Below are 16401 nucleotides of genomic sequence, written 5' to 3' on the forward strand. Positions count from 1 at the left end.
TCGATGAGTGATGCGAAACCTGCACGTCCCAATCAGGAACTACAGCACCTGCTCGGAGAGTACGCCAACGGCGAAATCTCTCGGGAAGGATTAAATCGACTTGAAGAACTCCTAAAGCAGCGTCCCGACGCGCGGAAGGAATATATCGAGTTCTTTCAGGTTCACGCCGGTTTGTACGACTTGGTGGAAGAGTTTTCGCAGCGTGACTCGGTCAGTGAAACCACGCTGGCAAACTCCAGAGGCAATCGACAATCGGAACGGCGTCTATTTTGGTTACCGGTCGCGATCTCGTTTCTTGCCGCATGCATATTAATTGCGTGTTTCGTTTTTCTTCCACCCTGGGCGAGTGACGTCGCGGATGCGCCCTCGGCGGACGTCCGTTCGAACAAGACGTCCGTAAGTCAGGTTGCCAGCTCATTCACGCTTCCCGACGCAACAACCACGCAACCAATCGCCGTGATTTCGCGGATGGTGGATGTGGTGATGGCTCCAGGCGAAACCGCATTGCATATTGGTCAAAGCTTAGCGCCACAACAGGTCACCTTGCAGTCAGGTCTGGTGCAGTTTGACTTTCTCAACGGTGTGACCGTGGTCGTCGAAGGAACGGTCGAGTTAGAGTTGATCTCGCAGACGCGTTGTAAATTACTCCGTGGCCAGGCCCGCGTTTACGCGTCTTCCCAAGAGGATGGATTCACCCTCGAGACAGAAGACGCGACCTTCATTGATCGAGGAACGGAATTTGGCGTCCGCGTAACGCCAGGGAAGGAGGCGGAAGTTCATGTCATCGATGGACAAGTCGACATTCTGCCACACGCAGTCGCGGAAGCGACTCATTCGGTCACCACTGGCAATGCCATGACCGTTTCCTGGAACCATCCGCCGCAAGATATTGGTTTTCGACCAGATGACTTCCCGACCATCAACGGGGTTGCCGAGCGGCTCTCTGTTCAGACGGCCGAACGTTTCCAACAGTGGCGAAATGATCGACAAGAGATACTGGAAGATAAAGACCTCGTAGTGTTCTACGACTTTCAGTCCAATCCAGATAATGCTCAGCAAGTTGTCAATCGCGTCAGCAACGGGCTTGATGGAACAATCGTGGGCTGCAAGGTCGCAGAAGGTCGATGGCCTGGAAAAGAGTCGCTCGAATTCAAAGGCTTTCACGATCGCGTGCGGATAAACATCCCTGGCGAGTTCGACGCGATTACCCTAAGTGCCTGGATACGCATCGATGGTTTCGATCGCACATTCAGCTCGATCATGCTGACGGACTACTTCCAAGACGGGCACATCCATTGGCAGTTCCGATCGGATGGCCGCATCGAAATGGGTATTCGCCCCAAGCATGAAGAGCGTATTCTCTACCTCTCAGAACCTGAATTAGGCTTCGACGACCTGGGGCGATGGTTCCAACTGGTGACAGTTTTCGATCCCGACTTGGGTAAGGTCTTTCATTATCTCGACGGCAAATTGATCATGAGCGCCCCCATCGAGATCGGCCGCGAAGCTGACTACCGGGCACCTACCGAAACGCTCGACAAACTGAGAATCGGTTATGCTGAGCTTGGTAATTGGCGTCGCAAAGATCCTGGTGAACCTTACTCAATTCGAAGTTTGAATGGACGGATGGACGAGTTCGCCCTTTACTCTCGAGCGCTGAGCGAAGCCGAAGTTGCGCGTCTGTATGAGATTGGCAAACCCTGATTTGATAAACAACCGGATTCCCACGAATAGTCCGATCTTCTAATCACCGCCCCAGGTCGAACCGTCCAGAGCATGCAAGTGATACCTATCAAACGGGGCGACCATGTCCATTCGACTCCAGGTTTGCGTCTGCCCCGCCCTACCGATCCCAACACTCTATTAACCCGGCGGTAGTGTCTCTGCCAAATCGGTGGGACAAAGGCGAAATTGAGCGTCTGAAGGCTCCGGCTAAGAAAGCCTGGGTTATGTCTCTCTTAGACAGAGACAACCACACTTAGAAACCTCGTCCACGCAACTCGTTGCGTATCCATGGGATAAATCGCCGCACTTTTAGAACTCTCTCAACGCGCGCATGAAAAAACCCTGGCTCAGCTTTATTTGCTAAACCAGGGTTTAAGTGGCGGGGGCCGGATTTGAACCGACGACCTCGAGGTTATGAGCCTCGCGAGCTACCTAGCTGCTCCACCCCGCGTCAATGAGTACAAACGAGTCAGTTACTCGTTCGTTGAGTTGTTGAATTTTAGGTAAAGGGCATTCTTTGTCCAGGGGGCCTACCGGTCTTTTTCGTCGAGAATCGATTTACTGCGGCACTTCTCTGGTTTTCACTCTGGAATTTCTGGCACAATCGCTAATTCCGGTCCCCTCAGTCATGTGTTGCTGGTCGTTAAGGGATATCATTGCTTTGGCGCCGCCGAATTCGGCACCTAGATTCTCCTAAGCGCTACGATTGCAAGGGATTGCGGATTTTTTTAGGGAGTTCACGAGTACGTGACCGGAGATGATCAAGCTTCGCCAGGGGATTCGCAGGAAGATGCGAACTCGCGCGAAGGCAAAGGGCCGGCCAACGATGGCCCCAAGAAGGCACCGATTTCATTCGGAGGGGCTCCTTCGAGCGCGGATGCATGGAATGTGGTGCCGACCTCCCCTGCCCCGACTTCGAATCCGCAGGCCCAGCCGCTGAAGATGCCGCCAGCGAAGAAGGCGGACAAGGCACCTCTTTCTCCGACATCGCCATCTCCGGCTGATTCGAAACCAGAACCACCTTCGCCAAAGCCTCTCGCGCCCGAGCCTGCCAGCACGAAGCAGGCACCTCCACCGGTCGAAGAAACGAAGCAGCCAGCTCCGCCGAAACCGGCTGCCCAGAAACCAGCCGCTCAAAAGCCGATCGCCGAGAAGCCAAAACCCAAGAAGGCTGCCGCGAAAAAACAATCGCCGTCCGAGCCAGTCGCGAAAGCTCCTCCCTCGAATGAGCCAACTGCGGAGAAGAAGTCGGCGACCAAGAAGCCAAAGGTTGAGAAGCCACAGCCAAGTGAGCCGCAAACGCCAGCCGTCGCTGAAGAGAAGGTTGATCCGCCGAAGGACGACCATCCACCCCGGCGGCCAACGCGTGCGCCGGACTCCGGCGATGGTACTCCGAAGAAGAAGCGACGCCATCTCGATATTCCGCTGGTTGAAAAGCAGGCCCCACCTCCTTCCCTGGTCGATGCCGAGAAGGAAGAGGAAGCCCTCGTTGAAAAAGTTCGCGGGATCGCGATTCATCAAACGCCTGCTTGGCTGGTCAGCTTGATCATTCACTTCGCGGCGGTCATCTTGCTCGCCTTGTTCACGGTCGTCTCGTATCAGAACGAGCCAATGACGGTTGAAGCAACGTATTCCGAGCAATTGGGCGAACAGCTCGAGTTCGAGATCATGGTGCTCGATACGCAGGAATTCGAGATCGATGCGAACTCCGGTGCTCTCGAGAGTCTGACCAATTCGCAGGAGCTTCCGATACCTCGCTCGTTGACACAGATCGATTTGATTGGAACCGAAGCAGCCCGGCTCGAAGAGCAGGAAACTCCAGGCGTCGATCTTCAAGCACGTGGTGAAGGGGCGACCCGCCGGGCGATGCTCAAGGCCTATGGTGGCAACGCAACCACCGAACAGGCCGTCGCTGCGGCACTCGAGTGGCTCAAGCGAAACCAGATGAAAGATGGTTCGTGGAGCCTCAAAGGAGATTACTCGGACGGATCGGGCATCGAGAATACCATCTCGGCAACCGCGATGGCGCTGCTTGCCTTTCAGGGAGCTGGCCACACCGATCGCAGTGGGACGCATGCCAAGACGGTGGCAAAAGGTTGGAACTACCTTTTGCGTCAACTGGATGCCGACGGAAGCTTCATCGAACGAGCTGCAATCCCGAATCAACATCGCCCTTACACCCAAGCCCAGGCCACCATCGCACTGTGCGAACTTTATGCGATGACCGGGGATGAAGAGCTTCGCCCGAAAGCACAAGCGGCGATCAACTTCGCAATTGAATGGCAGGCACCGGAAGGTGGCTGGCGGTATCAACCGCAAGTCGAATCAGACCTCTCGGTGACCGGCTGGTTCCTGATGGCACTGCAAAGCGCACGGATGGGCAACCTGGAAGTTCCCGACAAGGTTTTCGCGAACGTCGATGGCTTCCTGGAAACCGTCGCGACGAAACCGGAGTCCGAGCAATCGTTCGCTGTAGGAAGCCGCTATCAGTATCGAGATTCCCGCGCTGAAAAAGCGACGCCAACCATGACCGCAGAGGGCCTGCTTTGCCGGCAATACCTCGGTTGGAAGCAGAACGATCCGCGCCTTGTCGCTGGGATGGGCTACCTGCTCGATAATCCCATCAACTGGAACGAGCCAAACGTCTATTACTGGTACTACGCCACCCAGGTCGCCCATCACATGGAAGGTGATTCGTGGCGGAACTGGAACAAAGACATGCGTCAGATCATCCCTGAGAACCAGGTTCAAGGGGGACGCGAGAAAGGAAGCTGGAGTCCAGCCCGAGACGACAATGGCGTGAAAGCAGGCCGGTTGTTCATGACCTGTTTGTGCACGTACATGTTGGAAGTCTATTACCGCCACTTGCCTCTCTACAGCAAGCATCAATTGATCGGCGGTTAACCATCGAGATGATGGTCAAGAAAAAAGAGAACGCCCGAGCCTTCCTGCCGATGCAGACAAGCCCGAGCGTTACTCTCTCGTTGGAAATTCTTACTTCCGCAGGATAATCCAGACCGCGTGGATGATACCGGGGATGTAGCCGAACAACGTCAACAGAATATTCAGCCAGAAGTGCAGACCAATACCGACCTCAAAGAACACACCAACCGGTGGCAGGATGATGGACAAGAGGATTCGCAGGACGTCAGCAGTTCCTTCGTTTTTAGCGACCGTGGTCATTGCTATTGCTCCTAAAATGCAAGTGGTATTTCAAACCGAGATCAAAGGGATCGGGAGTAACCCGATTATGTGGCACGTCGATGGGCATCACGGATCGCCCGTACGCGATCGTGTGCCACTCGAACGCCGCCATATTGTCGATGAAGAATATCGCTGACTGCGGAGCCGGGCTCGCGGGTCAGGATCTCCTCATATTTCTTTTGAATCTTGTCTTCCGCACTCTCTGCTTCGTCGAGCATGGCGGTCGTCCCGGCACCGAGTGTTGATCGAAGACTGATCAAGATTCGGTGACAAGCCGCAGCGAACGTACCAGTTTCGTTTGGTTTCGCCTGATTGCTGTTAAGCACTGCTTCCAACTCGGCAACGTTACGGTTGCGTTCACTGGCGAGCTCGCGAAACATAATGGCAACTGACGCATTTGTCGTGCCATCGGCGAGTTCCTGAAACGTATCGCGACTATCGACGTTGATGTGGATCAGTTCTTGAAGGCTCGTGAGCGTAGCGTCCGAGAGCTTCGTTTTCGTTTCGAGAGTCATTGGTTTCCTCCACCACTGGGCTTGAGTTATTTCCCGCTATTCGACGGTCCCTCAAGCTTCTTGGGCTTCTTGGGATGTTGCTTGCTAAATAACGCAAGCGGCATGCCACAGCGTAAAGTTCTCAATATTGAGGCGTTTTGGACGAAGGGATTGGCTTCTAAGCGATCGTCCAGCGCTTTCGAAACTCACCTCCGTGGCTAGTGGTCCTTTGCTATCAAGAAACAACAATGGCCTGCCTCGAGTGCTCGAGGCAGGCCATTGCTTGAAACCTGGTCCCAACGATCCTGGGTGGATCATGCTAGGAGTAATTATTCTGGCGAACCCGTCTCAGGTTCGGCGGTTCGATCAGGATCAGGGACTGGCGTAATCGTGTCCGAATTGTCGTCCGGCGTTACTTCTTTAACCCCATCTTCGATCGATTCGGCTGACTTGTTGATGAACTCTTCCGTCGCTTTCACAGCCTTGTCGGTGTCTTCCTTGAGCTCTGTCTTATTGATCTCAATGGTGCTCTTGTCAGGGGAGTCACTCATTTCGACCCAGCCCATGCTCAGGCCAATTCCTGCGAACAGAAGAACCAGAACAGCGATCGTGGCGAGTAGACCTGCAACGGCCCCACCTTTTCGTGAATTTTTCATTGTTACATTCCTTCTTTAGCGGTTGATAGTGCGTCGGTCGAAACCAGATTGGCTTGGGGCGACGCGTTGTCTCGTAAGGTGGTAATGCAGGTGGTATGCCAAACGCGATGTTTCGCCGACTTGCCCTCGCCTATTCGAGTTACGTCGTCGTTTGTCCGAGATTGGGTCGTAGGCGGGTCAACTTGACCGCATTTCGCTCATCCCCTCTAGACTGGCATGGGTTCAAAGCTCTCATTTCGCCCCGTTATGGGTGGTGACGTTACGGGATACCGAGCTCCATTTAAATTCCGGCACGCAAGTTGCTTCTCAGACGTAGTGCTAATTCAGCAACCAACAACCTGAGCCAATCCCGCTTAAAGCGGAGGAGATGAAAAAATGGGTATCTTAGAATTACTGCTACTGATCGTGTTGATCATGGTTTTACTGGGTGCCCTTCCGGCATGGCCTCATAGCCGTTCGTGGGGCTACGCTCCTAGTGGCAGCATCGCGACAATCCTCGTGATCGTGCTGCTATTGATTCTGCTGTTCTGATCACCACAAAATCGCAACACCACGCAGCCTGTTTTCTTGGGTGCGTGGTTTCATTTCAGTGCGAAAATGGTAAGGTCATTCGGCTAAGGATGATGTGATTTCGTGGTCTCCCAGGAACCGATCGCGAGTCGCAGGCTAATCACCATCATGTGATGCAATAAGAGATAGGCAAAACTCGCTGATGTCGTCTAATTCGCCCACCGGAAAACTTTGGGACGCAAGGTTACGGTCTATTCTTGACGCATCGCCTGACGCCATCATCGCCATTGACGATTCGGGCGATATCGTTGACTGGAATAAGCAGGCAAATACCACGTTCCAGTGGCCACAACAGGTATCTCGGTTGCGTCTTTCCGACCTCTTCAAGACAGAGGACCTGCAGGAAATCATCTCGAGCATCATGACGCTGACCGATGCTGAAGCGAGCGGTCAACGCATCGAACTCGTCGCTCGTCGCGCCGACGGCAATCTTCTGCCGGTTGAACTTTCGATCGGCCGCGTCGCGATCTCGGGTAAGACCTACTTCAACGCCTTCGTGCGTGATATTACGGAATGGCGGCAAGAGGAAGAACTGCACAGCCGCAAGCTGCTGGAAGCTGAGTTAGTCACTCAAGCCACCACCCACGCAGCGACAGCCCAGACGTTTACCGAATCGCTGCAGAAGCTTCTGAACATCGTCTGCACGCAGATCAATTGGCCGTTCGGTCATGTCTGGATGCCATACGATTCGGGGTTGATGCTCGCCTCTTCGCACATTTGGTATCAAGACTCGGAGCTTGATATCTCTGAGTTCATTGAAAAGACGCAAAGCACGCAGTTCCGCTATGGCGAGGGCTTGCCTGGCATCATCTGGAAACGGCGTGAGCCCGTTTGGATGGATGAGTCCGAAATCGGCAACATGATTCGGATGAGTTCGTACCAGGGCACCCCCATTCGATCCGCTTTCGGATTCCCGGTGATCGCCGACGGCGATGTGGTGACGATCCTCGAATTCTTTCACAACGAACGCGTCGAACAAGATCAGGCGTTACTGGGAATCGTCCGCCGAGTCGGCGAAGAAATCGGCAAGATCGCTCAGTCGCGAAGGTTTGAACAACAGCGAGCCCGCCTGGCAGCCATCGTCGATTCGTCGTACGACGCCATCATTGGAAAGACGCTCGACGGGCGAATTTCCAGTTGGAACTACGGTGCCGAGCTCGTTTACGGGTACAAGCAAGAGGAAGCCCTGGGACGGACAACAACGTTCCTGCTGCCGGAACAACAGGAAACGGAAGAGCCAGAACTGCTGGAGGCGATGCGAAGCGGCGAACGCCTGGAAGAGTTCGAGACCGTCCGAGTCCGCAAAGATGGCCAGACGATTCCAGTCAGCGTGACCCTTTCCCCCGTCGTCGATTCATCCGGTCAAATTGTCGGGTCTTCGACGATCGAGCGCGACATCACCGAACGTCGTCGGGCCGAAGAGGAACTACAACGGGCACGCGATTCCGCCATCCGTGCCAGTCGAACGCGAGCAGAATTCCTCGCCAACGTCAGCCACGAACTTCGCACGCCAATGAACGCCATCATTGGCATGACGTCGATGGCGTTGGACGAGCAACTTTCGCCTCAGCTTCGCGACTATTTGACCACCGCCAAAGACTCGGCCCATTCGCTGCTAACGCTGCTGAACGACATCCTCGACTTCTCGAAGCTGGAATCGGGCAAGTTCTCGATCGTTAAAGAGCATTTTATCCTGGCGGACGTGATCGAAGAATCGATCAAGACCCTTTCCAATCAGGCTTTCGCGAAAGGCTTGGAATTGGTTTGCCGCATTCCGCGGAATCTTCCCCGCGAGGTGATTGGAGACGGCATTCGGCTTCGCCAGGTGCTGACGAACCTAATCAGCAATGCCATCAAATTCACCGACCAGGGAGAAGTCGTCGTTGCCATTGAAGTGGTGCGAATCTGGCCAGATGAAGCCCGGTTCCGCTTCTCGGTTACCGATACCGGGATTGGGATTCCGGCAGAAGAACAACAGCGGATCTTGGAACCCTTCACCCAGGTCGATTCATCCTCGACCCGCGTGCACGGCGGTACAGGTCTTGGCCTGGCAATCAGCTCCGAACTTCTCCGCATGATGGGTGGCCGGCTTTCGCTGATGAGCGAAGTGGGACAAGGAAGTAACTTCTCGTTCCGCCTCTCCTTTGAATTGCCTACGGTTCAAGGAACCGACACGATCGACTCGCTGCCATTCGACAAACTGGATGGCCTGCCAGTTCTGGTGGTCGACGATAATGCGACCAATCGAAAGATCATCGCCGAAACCCTGACGATGTGGGGGATGAAGCCGCTGACCGCCAACGATGCGCCTCAGGCCATCGGCATTTTGCAGCAGAACCTAGAGAACAACATGTCATTCCCATTGGTCATCGTCGACGCACTGATGCCTGGAATGGATGGTTACGAACTGTCGAAAGAGATTGGCAAGCTTCGTCCCGATTCGGAATCGCCTGTCATTCTGATGGTGTCCTCGGCCGATCGTCGCGAATTCCGCGATAATGAAAGCAACGTCAATATCTCTGCGTTCGTCCAGAAGCCGGTCACGCAGACCGATTTAATTCGCTCGATTTTGCGTGCCCTGCGACTCTCGCCTCCCTCCCAGTCGTTGCCGGTCAGCAGCAGCATTGGGGTGCCATTGGCTTCGCTATCGGTCCTGCTGGCCGAAGATACTCCCGCCAACCAGAAGGTGGTCACCACCATGCTGAAGAAACGAGGGCACTCGGTCACTGTCGCTCAGAATGGACGCGAAGCGGTCGAACTGTTCAAAAAGCAGCGATTCGACGTTGTGCTGATGGACGTCCAGATGCCGATTCTCGATGGTTTTCAGGCTACGAGCGTCATACGAGCCCTGGAACGGGGATCGAACACGACTACGCCAATCATCGCCATGACCGCCCATGCTATGCGAGGCGACCGCGAAAAGTGCCTGGAAGCAGGGATGGACGCGTACGTCGCCAAGCCGCTGGATGTGAAGCAGTTGCTGGGCCTGGTCGAGAGCGTGGCGGAAGATCACCAGCCAGCCACTTCAGAGAGCCCCGATAACGGCGCTTCCGCGAAAGCGATGGGAGAACCATCCACGCCGGTGGTCGATTACGCCGGGGCGATGACAAGGCTCGGCAACGATGCCGAGTTGTTCGGTGAGTTCATTACTTACTACGACGAAGACTCGAAACAACTCATCGAAGAGATCGCCAACGCGATCCAAACCCGGGCGACTGGAGACCTTCATCGTGCCGCCCATAATCTCAAGGGTTTGGCCTCCAATCTTGGCGCACAACGCGTTGTGAACGCCGCCTATCGCCTGGAACGCCTCGGTAAGAATGGCGAGCTGTCGCAAGCCCCTGTGGCTCTGGAAGACTTGCGCACCGAAATGGCGCGTCTGAATAAGGCCCTGGAAAACTATCGCGTTTAGGTCAACCTGACGCGGTTGGTTCTTCACAGACCACATCTTTGCTGTTTTGGACTGACAGCGACCACTTTGCTATCAGCAACAATGGCTAAACCGCGAATTCACGCCGTTTTCCCGTGGTTTTCTAGATTCATTTCAACCTTACTCACGAATTGGCACACCATCTGCGATTAGTTCTTTCCAGAATCGCCTGGCTAGTCCAACCCAAGGATGGCCAGTCACTTACGCAAACGACTTCTAAGTTTCAAATAAGGAATGAAGCCATGTTGAGTTGGGCTATTATGTTTCTGGTTATCGCACTGATCGCTGCTGCTCTTGGTTTTGGTGGTGTCGCTGGTGCGGCGACCGGTATCGCCAAGATCTTGTTCTTCGTGTTCCTGGTCCTGTTCCTGATCAGCTTGCTGTCGGGTGCGATCCGTCGACCAGTTTCCTAAGCGACTGAACGACGTCGGCAGGAGGGTCGCTCCACGACCCTCCTTGCAGAGCACGTCGAGGCCCGCAAGGGTGCACGAAATCCAGCCAAGGAATTTCGATTTAAACTATCACGCATCAGCCCACCCAGGTTGGTGCGTTTCGTGATTGTTGAGGCAGCAAACAATTCTCATGGACGCTCCATCCCATCCCAAGCCGGAAGTCCAAAATCTCGTCGCAGAAATCGTGGAAGGACTTCGCGAATACCAATCCGTTCTCGTGGATTCAGCAGGTAAGGTAACGGACTCCGACGTCGCCAAAAAGCTCTACGCGTTGGCAGGCGAACATGCTGAGATGGAAGGTCAACTTCGCTACTTCGGCGGACAGAACATCCCTACGAACGCTCGTTCGAATTCACCGTTCCTGAATCAAATCCGATCGCTCGTTCAGCGACTTCGACGATTCGGGGACTTCTCGAAATCGCAGCTTCTTCTCTGCGAGATTATACAAACAGAAGATCGGATGATCCGCCGCTTCAATGCGTTGATCGATCAAATCTCGGATTTAAAATGGCGAAGAAGGCTTACGGTTCAACTGAATCAACTGTTGAACATGCGCGATGGGCTCGGAAGAATGAGCCACATCAAGCGTGCGGATCGCCCGGCGACAGGCAATCATATGTCGCCAAGCTAGAGAGACCTTTCCAGACGAACGAACTCGGACGTTATTCGTCCGAGTTGATCACGTGGTCGATCGAGATATTCAACGATCGAATCTTATTTCTCAGGCTGCCGCGGGTAATCCCCAGCTTTTCAGCAGCCTTGGACTGATTGCCTTCAGTCGCCGTCAAAACTCGCGTCAACAACTGGCGTTCCATCCACTCTAACGCCTCGGCGTACATGTCGGAGGAGTTCGTCGATTCCAATTGCTGCAAAAAGCTTTGGAAATCGGCTCCCGTTCCGCCATTGCTAACGATCGGGGCGATTCCAGTCGGTGCGGCCACCGGGCTGACAGGCGTATCTCCCTCATGCAGCTCGCCGGGGAAGAATTCCGGAACCAAGACAGGGCCAACCGCCATCAGCATGGCTTTTCGCAAAACGCCTTGCAGCTCGCGAATATTGCCCGGCCAGGCATAGTCCAGCAGCATCCGAACGGCATCGTCCGAAATACCGGAGATCTGCTTGTTGAGCGACTTGTTGAACCGCGATAGGAAATGCTCCAGAAGCAAGCGAACGTCTTCACCACGTTCACGCAGCGGCGGCAAATTGATTTGGAACGTGTTCAAGCGGTGATAAAGGTCCAGGCGGAACTCGCCGTCCTCGATCATCTGTTCCAGGTCGCGATTGGTTGCCGAGATGATGCGGACATTGGTCTCGATCGTTTCGGTACCACCAACCCGCTCGAACTTCTGTTCTTGCAGCAGTCGCAATACCTTGCTTTGAGTGGAAGGAGACATGTCCCCGATTTCGTCGAGGAAAATAGTTCCGCCGTTGCACTGCTCGAACTTGCCGATGTGGCGACGATCGGCGCCGGTGAAGGCCCCCTTTTCGTGGCCGAACAGTTCGCTTTCCAGAAGGGTATCGGAAAGGGCCGCACAGTTGATCGCCATGAAACATTCGTTGCGGCGCGAACTGTGATGATAAATGGCCCGGGCGATCAGTTCTTTACCCGTTCCACTTTCGCCGAGAATCAGCACGGCGACATCTTGCGGTGCGACACGCCCAATTTTCTTGTAGACGTCCAGCATGCCCTGGCTACGACCGACCAGCAGGTCCCCCTTTTCCGTACTGGGGGCAGCTTCCTGCATATGAACCGGCGACTGCATCAGGCGGCGGGTATCGAAGGCCCGGTCGACCAGGTCCTGGATTTCCTGCTTGTTGAGTGGCTTCAGCAGGTAGTCGTACGCCCCCCGCGACATCGCCTGGATGGCTGTATCGCTATCGTTCATCGCGGTGATGAAAATAATGGGCAGCTTCGGGTCGAGATGGCGAATTTGCGTCGCCAATTCCAATCCGTTCGCTTCGTGCAGCATGATGTCCAGAAGAAGGGCATCGGGCGATTCTCGTCGAATCAAATCGATCCCTTCTTCCGCGACGCTACACGTAAGAACCGAGACATCGGTCTCTTCAAACGTCTTCTCCACCAAACGGTGGACGGTTCGATCGTCATCGATCACTAACAATTTGGGCATAGAGGGCTCCTGGCCTGGGCTTTGCCTAATTGTAGATAAATGCCGAAGTGTCTGAAATGGGCAGAACTCGAAGGAGCATCAAAAACTCGTTCGGCAAACCACTTTAGGAACAACTTCCAACAAACAACTCAATCAAACAAGGGTCGCTTCCCTGCCACTGCGATCGATTTTGGATCAGCCCCCTCGTCTTGCCCTCGAGGATTAGCCGTCAGCGTCGATCCGCTACTTATAAATCTATAGATGCCATTGTCCCTTATGTTACCGCTTTCTGGCAGCTTTCAATATCGCCTGTAGGGCCACCAAATTTCAATCGCTAATCGTGAAGTCCGAAGATCCGGTATCGTTTTGCGCAGCTTGGCACGCGATTTTCTTCTGTTCCGGTTAACGCCCCCTGGTACTGGAAATACCAAGGCACCGTTCCCTGAATCAACAACCAGGAGCCTGATCATGACCATGGAATTTAAACGCCACGTACTCCCCGAAGACAAAGCCAAGCCAACCGCCGAACATCTTCAGAAAAACTTAATCGCGCTGATCGACCTTTCGCTGGTCTTGAAGCAAGCGCACTGGAATGTCGTCGGCAAGAACTTTCGCGCCGTCCATCTGCAACTCGACGAAATTCTGCTGACTTCACGAGAAGCGACGGATTCTGTCGCCGAACGCATTGTGATGATTGGCTTCTCGCCAGATGGCCGCTCGAGTACGGTGGCTAAAGAAACCCCTCTTTCTGAATACGCTACCGGATTCGTCGGCGTCGACGGGACTGTTAAGGCAGTTGCCGATGCGCTGCAGACGACGATCTCCGAGCTTCGCGACTCCATTGAAGTCCTCGACGACTTGGATCTGGTGAGCCAGGATCTGCTGATCACGACTTCCAGTGAACTGGAAAAGCATCTCTGGATGGTTCAGGCCCAAGAGCTCTAAGCCATCAAGGCTAGTCCAAAGCCTCGAGCACGCCGGCGTAAATTGTCTCCCTCGCTTCCGCCGGCGTGCTTATTTTCTTGGTCCATTGCCGACGAACAACTTCTATCGCGAACCTCTCAAACTCGCCATGTTCCGGCAATTCTCGCTAAATCCCCTTGCCTAGCCGCCCCGGTTCGGTCGAAACTTCAACCTATGCTAGTAGTGCCTTTTACCGATCAGGCTCGCTTCTTCAGGGGCTGACTCGTCTAACCCAACCAGGAATCTGAATGTTCAATCAGGGAGATAAGCCGATTCCCGGATATCGGTTGGAGCGATTTCTCGGCCGTGGTCAATTCGGCGAAGTCTGGGCGACAGAGGGCCCCGGCGGATCGCTCGTCGCCTTGAAGTTTATCGCCCTGCAGCAGAAGACTGGCATCCGCGAGTTAAAATCGATCCAGGCCGTAAAACGCATCAAACATGCAAACTTGTGCAGCGTGAACGCAATTTGGTTGCTCGGGCACGATGGTACTGTGCTGGATGACTACGAAATTGATCTGCTAATCCGCAATCAATCACGAGAAGCTCCCAATCAGACACTGATGATCCAGCAGACCCAGGTTCTGCACAATCCGCAGTACCTGGTCGTCAGCATGACCTTGGCCGATGGAAGTCTGGAAGAACGACGGGAAAGCTACGGAACCGGAGGTATCCCGCGCGAAGAATTGATGGATTACATGCTTCAAGCCGCGCGCGGCATCGACTATTTGAACTCGCCGGTCCATCAAGTTGCGGGCGAAGTGGTCGGCATCCAACACCGCGATATCAAGCCTGCTAACCTGCTTTACGCTGGCGACTCGGTCCTGGTGGGCGACTTTGGCGTCGCCTCGGCATTTGGTGAATACGACACCGAAGCCACCAGTGTCGTCGGGAGCCTTTGCTATATGGCTCCGGAGTCGATCAAGAAGACTCCTTCGCATAACTCCGACCAATATGCGCTGGCAATTACCTATTACCAACTAAGAACGGCTTCTCTGCCCTTCGAGCCGACCGTTTCGTTTGCCGAACTGGTCGAAATTCATGTCCGCGGTAAGCTGCAATTTTCCCTGGTGACCGACGTCGAAAGAGCTGCCCTCGCCCGGGCAACCTCAACCGACCCAAAGCAACGTTTCCGGAGCTGTGTCGAGTTCGTCCGGGCCCTCGACGGAAATGCTCAACAAACAGCGGCCGTCAACCCAGCCGCCGCCGGACTGCCGCTGGGTGCGATCATCGGCAGTACGATCACAACCGTCGTGCTGATCGCCCTGCTCGTCTGGACGATGTTCGGCCGGGGAAATGCGGAAGGAACAACGACACCGCCGACCGGCACGTCCCTGGAGTCGCATACGCTTGTCTTTTCGCCTGAACATACTCAGTACGAAATCACCGTCGTGCCCGAGGCACCTCGGGACGACCTCATTTCGAAAGGGAACGCCGCGGCCACTCTCGAATTGTTGCCAACCGATAAGCTGCATATCGTTGCCACCAGCAAAGATCCGCTCTATCAGTCGTACGATCAAGAGATCAGCTTCGACGATCTGGTGCGTAACGATTGGAAACTACAGCTTCCGCCTGTTTCGGCCGACGAGATGCTGACCAAGATTACGAAACTGGCCAAGGCCGATCAGTGGAACGACGCCGCTCAGTTGTTCGCGAAAGCGGTCGCCATCCACCCTGACCTTCAGTCTGACCTCTCTCCTGAATCGATCGAACTGAAGGGAACGCCGGCTGCCATTGGCCAATCGCACGCTCACCAGCGTCTGGCGACCGCGATCAGTGGTGATGCTTCGAGTTCGCTGGGAATCCTACCGCTCGATCAGCCCGTCGAAGCGGCCCAGGAAGTTGCGATCACTGCGATTCCGTACCAGATCCACCTTCCGTCGAAAGCCCCATGCGCCGTGCTGATGCAAGACAGTGTCGCCTCGGTTGTTTCGCTCGGTCCCTTCGACGAGCCGTACGAAATCAACCTCGGAACCGACCAGCCGACCGACATCGCCTATCGCCAGATCACCTCGTCGGCGCTGTCTCCTCAGGCCGAAGCGATCGTCGTTGGGCACGATGCCAACAAGGTTTCGCTTCTGACGATTGGCAGCGGGAATCGTCCCGTGCAGAAGTCGGCTGAAGCGTCGTTCCCGTCGCGCGTCGATGCGGTCGCGTTCGATCCTGCTGGCAAGTACTGTTTTGCCATCAGCCAAGAAGGAGAGGGCCGGCGTTGGCCGTTGACAGACTTTAGCGACGCATCGGCCAACGCGTTCCATGTCGATGGACTCGACGAAGAAGTCTTAGCAATCCATCCGGTTTCGGAATATCGCTTCTTTGCGTTTACCGAAACACGTCTGCTCTCGATTACACTGCAAGACGACGGAAAGACTGCGGTCGAGCCGATCGCCGATATGCGTGCCCCTTTGATGGTGAGCCGCCTCACGAACGACCACAAGCATCTGGTATTCTCGACGCAAAGCGAGGCCCAGCCACTTTCGATCGTGCCGGCCAACAAGCAAGAAGCGGCAAGCGGCAAGCCGCCCACAATTCGGGGGATGATCGAAGACTTCGATATCTCCGCCGATAGCCGCTGGCTGATCTACGTCGATTCCGACGGAGCGATCTTTGGAATCGACCTGCATGCGCAATCACACGAGCCGAAAATGCTCCTCGCTTCGCAAGGCGAGCGTATCAAATACGTTCGCCTCTCGTCGAGCGGAATGGATGTGGTAACGCTCTCGGAAGATGGCACTACCACCTGGTGGAACCTGGCCCAGTTAATTCTGGCGGCCGGAATGATCGACGGAGAGCCGACGTAGA

Annotated in this window: 12 protein-coding genes and 1 tRNA gene; 8 read left to right on the forward strand and 5 right to left on the reverse strand. The window is 54.8% G+C overall.

Translation table 11 applies throughout. The features are described from left to right. Positions 1-3 precede the first annotated feature (3 nt). Positions 4-1704, forward strand: coding sequence for a LamG-like jellyroll fold domain-containing protein (locus ABD890_RS18030; RefSeq protein ID WP_345092921.1), 1701 nt, complete (start codon positions 4-6; stop codon positions 1702-1704). Between the two features lie 398 nt (positions 1705-2102). Here ABD890_RS18030 and ABD890_RS18035 read toward each other — a convergent pair. Continuing rightward, positions 2103-2176 (reverse strand) — tRNA-Met (locus ABD890_RS18035). A 296-nt stretch (positions 2177-2472) separates the two neighbouring features. Between ABD890_RS18035 and ABD890_RS18040 the strand changes: the two genes are divergently transcribed. Next, on the forward strand, positions 2473-4629 hold the full coding sequence (locus ABD890_RS18040; protein WP_345092924.1) for a prenyltransferase/squalene oxidase repeat-containing protein: 2157 nt from the start codon (positions 2473-2475) through the stop codon (positions 4627-4629). A gap of 90 nt (positions 4630-4719) precedes the next feature. On the opposite strand, the gene ABD890_RS18045 is transcribed toward ABD890_RS18040, so the two are convergent. The 3 genes from ABD890_RS18045 to ABD890_RS18055 all read right to left on the reverse strand — a co-directional run bounded on the left by ABD890_RS18045 (position 4720) and on the right by ABD890_RS18055 (position 6079). Beyond that, positions 4720-4908 (reverse strand): YqaE/Pmp3 family membrane protein, encoded by a 189-nt coding sequence (locus tag ABD890_RS18045; protein WP_345092927.1) that lies wholly within the window; start codon positions 4906-4908, stop codon positions 4720-4722. A gap of 65 nt (positions 4909-4973) precedes the next feature. Further along, positions 4974-5444, reverse strand: a complete 471-nt coding sequence (locus ABD890_RS18050; protein WP_345092930.1) for a PA2169 family four-helix-bundle protein — start codon at positions 5442-5444, stop codon at positions 4974-4976. A gap of 308 nt (positions 5445-5752) precedes the next feature. Continuing rightward, positions 5753-6079, reverse strand: coding sequence for a hypothetical protein (locus ABD890_RS18055; RefSeq protein ID WP_345092933.1), 327 nt, complete (start codon positions 6077-6079; stop codon positions 5753-5755). A gap of 375 nt (positions 6080-6454) precedes the next feature. Here ABD890_RS18055 and ABD890_RS18060 point away from each other — a divergent pair, with 375 nt between their 5' ends. The 4 genes from ABD890_RS18060 to ABD890_RS18075 all read left to right on the forward strand — a co-directional run bounded on the left by ABD890_RS18060 (position 6455) and on the right by ABD890_RS18075 (position 11162). Then, entirely contained in the window at positions 6455-6610 is a 156-nt protein-coding gene (locus tag ABD890_RS18060; RefSeq protein WP_345092936.1) for a DUF3309 family protein, read from the forward strand. A gap of 181 nt (positions 6611-6791) precedes the next feature. Beyond that, the gene (locus ABD890_RS18065; RefSeq protein WP_345092939.1) at positions 6792-10061 is read left to right on the forward strand and encodes a response regulator; all 3270 of its coding nucleotides are present in this window, start codon (positions 6792-6794) and stop codon (positions 10059-10061) included. 260 nt (positions 10062-10321) lie between these two features. After that, complete coding sequence (locus ABD890_RS18070) at positions 10322-10492, forward strand: DUF1328 domain-containing protein (RefSeq protein WP_345092941.1); 171 nt, start codon at positions 10322-10324, stop codon at positions 10490-10492. 169 nt (positions 10493-10661) lie between these two features. Beyond that, positions 10662-11162, forward strand: a complete 501-nt coding sequence (locus tag ABD890_RS18075; protein ID WP_345092944.1) for a hypothetical protein — start codon at positions 10662-10664, stop codon at positions 11160-11162. Between the two features lie 31 nt (positions 11163-11193). On the opposite strand, the gene ABD890_RS18080 is transcribed toward ABD890_RS18075, so the two are convergent. Further along, entirely contained in the window at positions 11194-12660 is a 1467-nt protein-coding gene (locus ABD890_RS18080) for a sigma-54-dependent transcriptional regulator (protein ID WP_345092947.1), read from the reverse strand. A gap of 354 nt (positions 12661-13014) precedes the next feature. On the opposite strand from ABD890_RS18080, the gene ABD890_RS18085 reads away from it, so the two are divergent. Together ABD890_RS18085 and ABD890_RS18090 are read left to right on the forward strand one after the other, a co-directional pair. Next, on the forward strand, positions 13015-13584 hold the full coding sequence (locus ABD890_RS18085; RefSeq protein ID WP_345092950.1) for a Dps family protein: 570 nt from the start codon (positions 13015-13017) through the stop codon (positions 13582-13584). A gap of 266 nt (positions 13585-13850) precedes the next feature. After that, positions 13851-16400 (forward strand): protein kinase domain-containing protein, encoded by a 2550-nt coding sequence (locus tag ABD890_RS18090; RefSeq protein WP_345092953.1) that lies wholly within the window; start codon positions 13851-13853, stop codon positions 16398-16400. Position 16401: the final 1 nt, after the last annotated feature.

The sequence above is a fragment of the Bremerella cremea genome, from assembly GCF_039541315.1.
GTDB classification, from domain to species: Bacteria; Planctomycetota; Planctomycetia; order Pirellulales; family Pirellulaceae; genus Bremerella; species Bremerella cremea.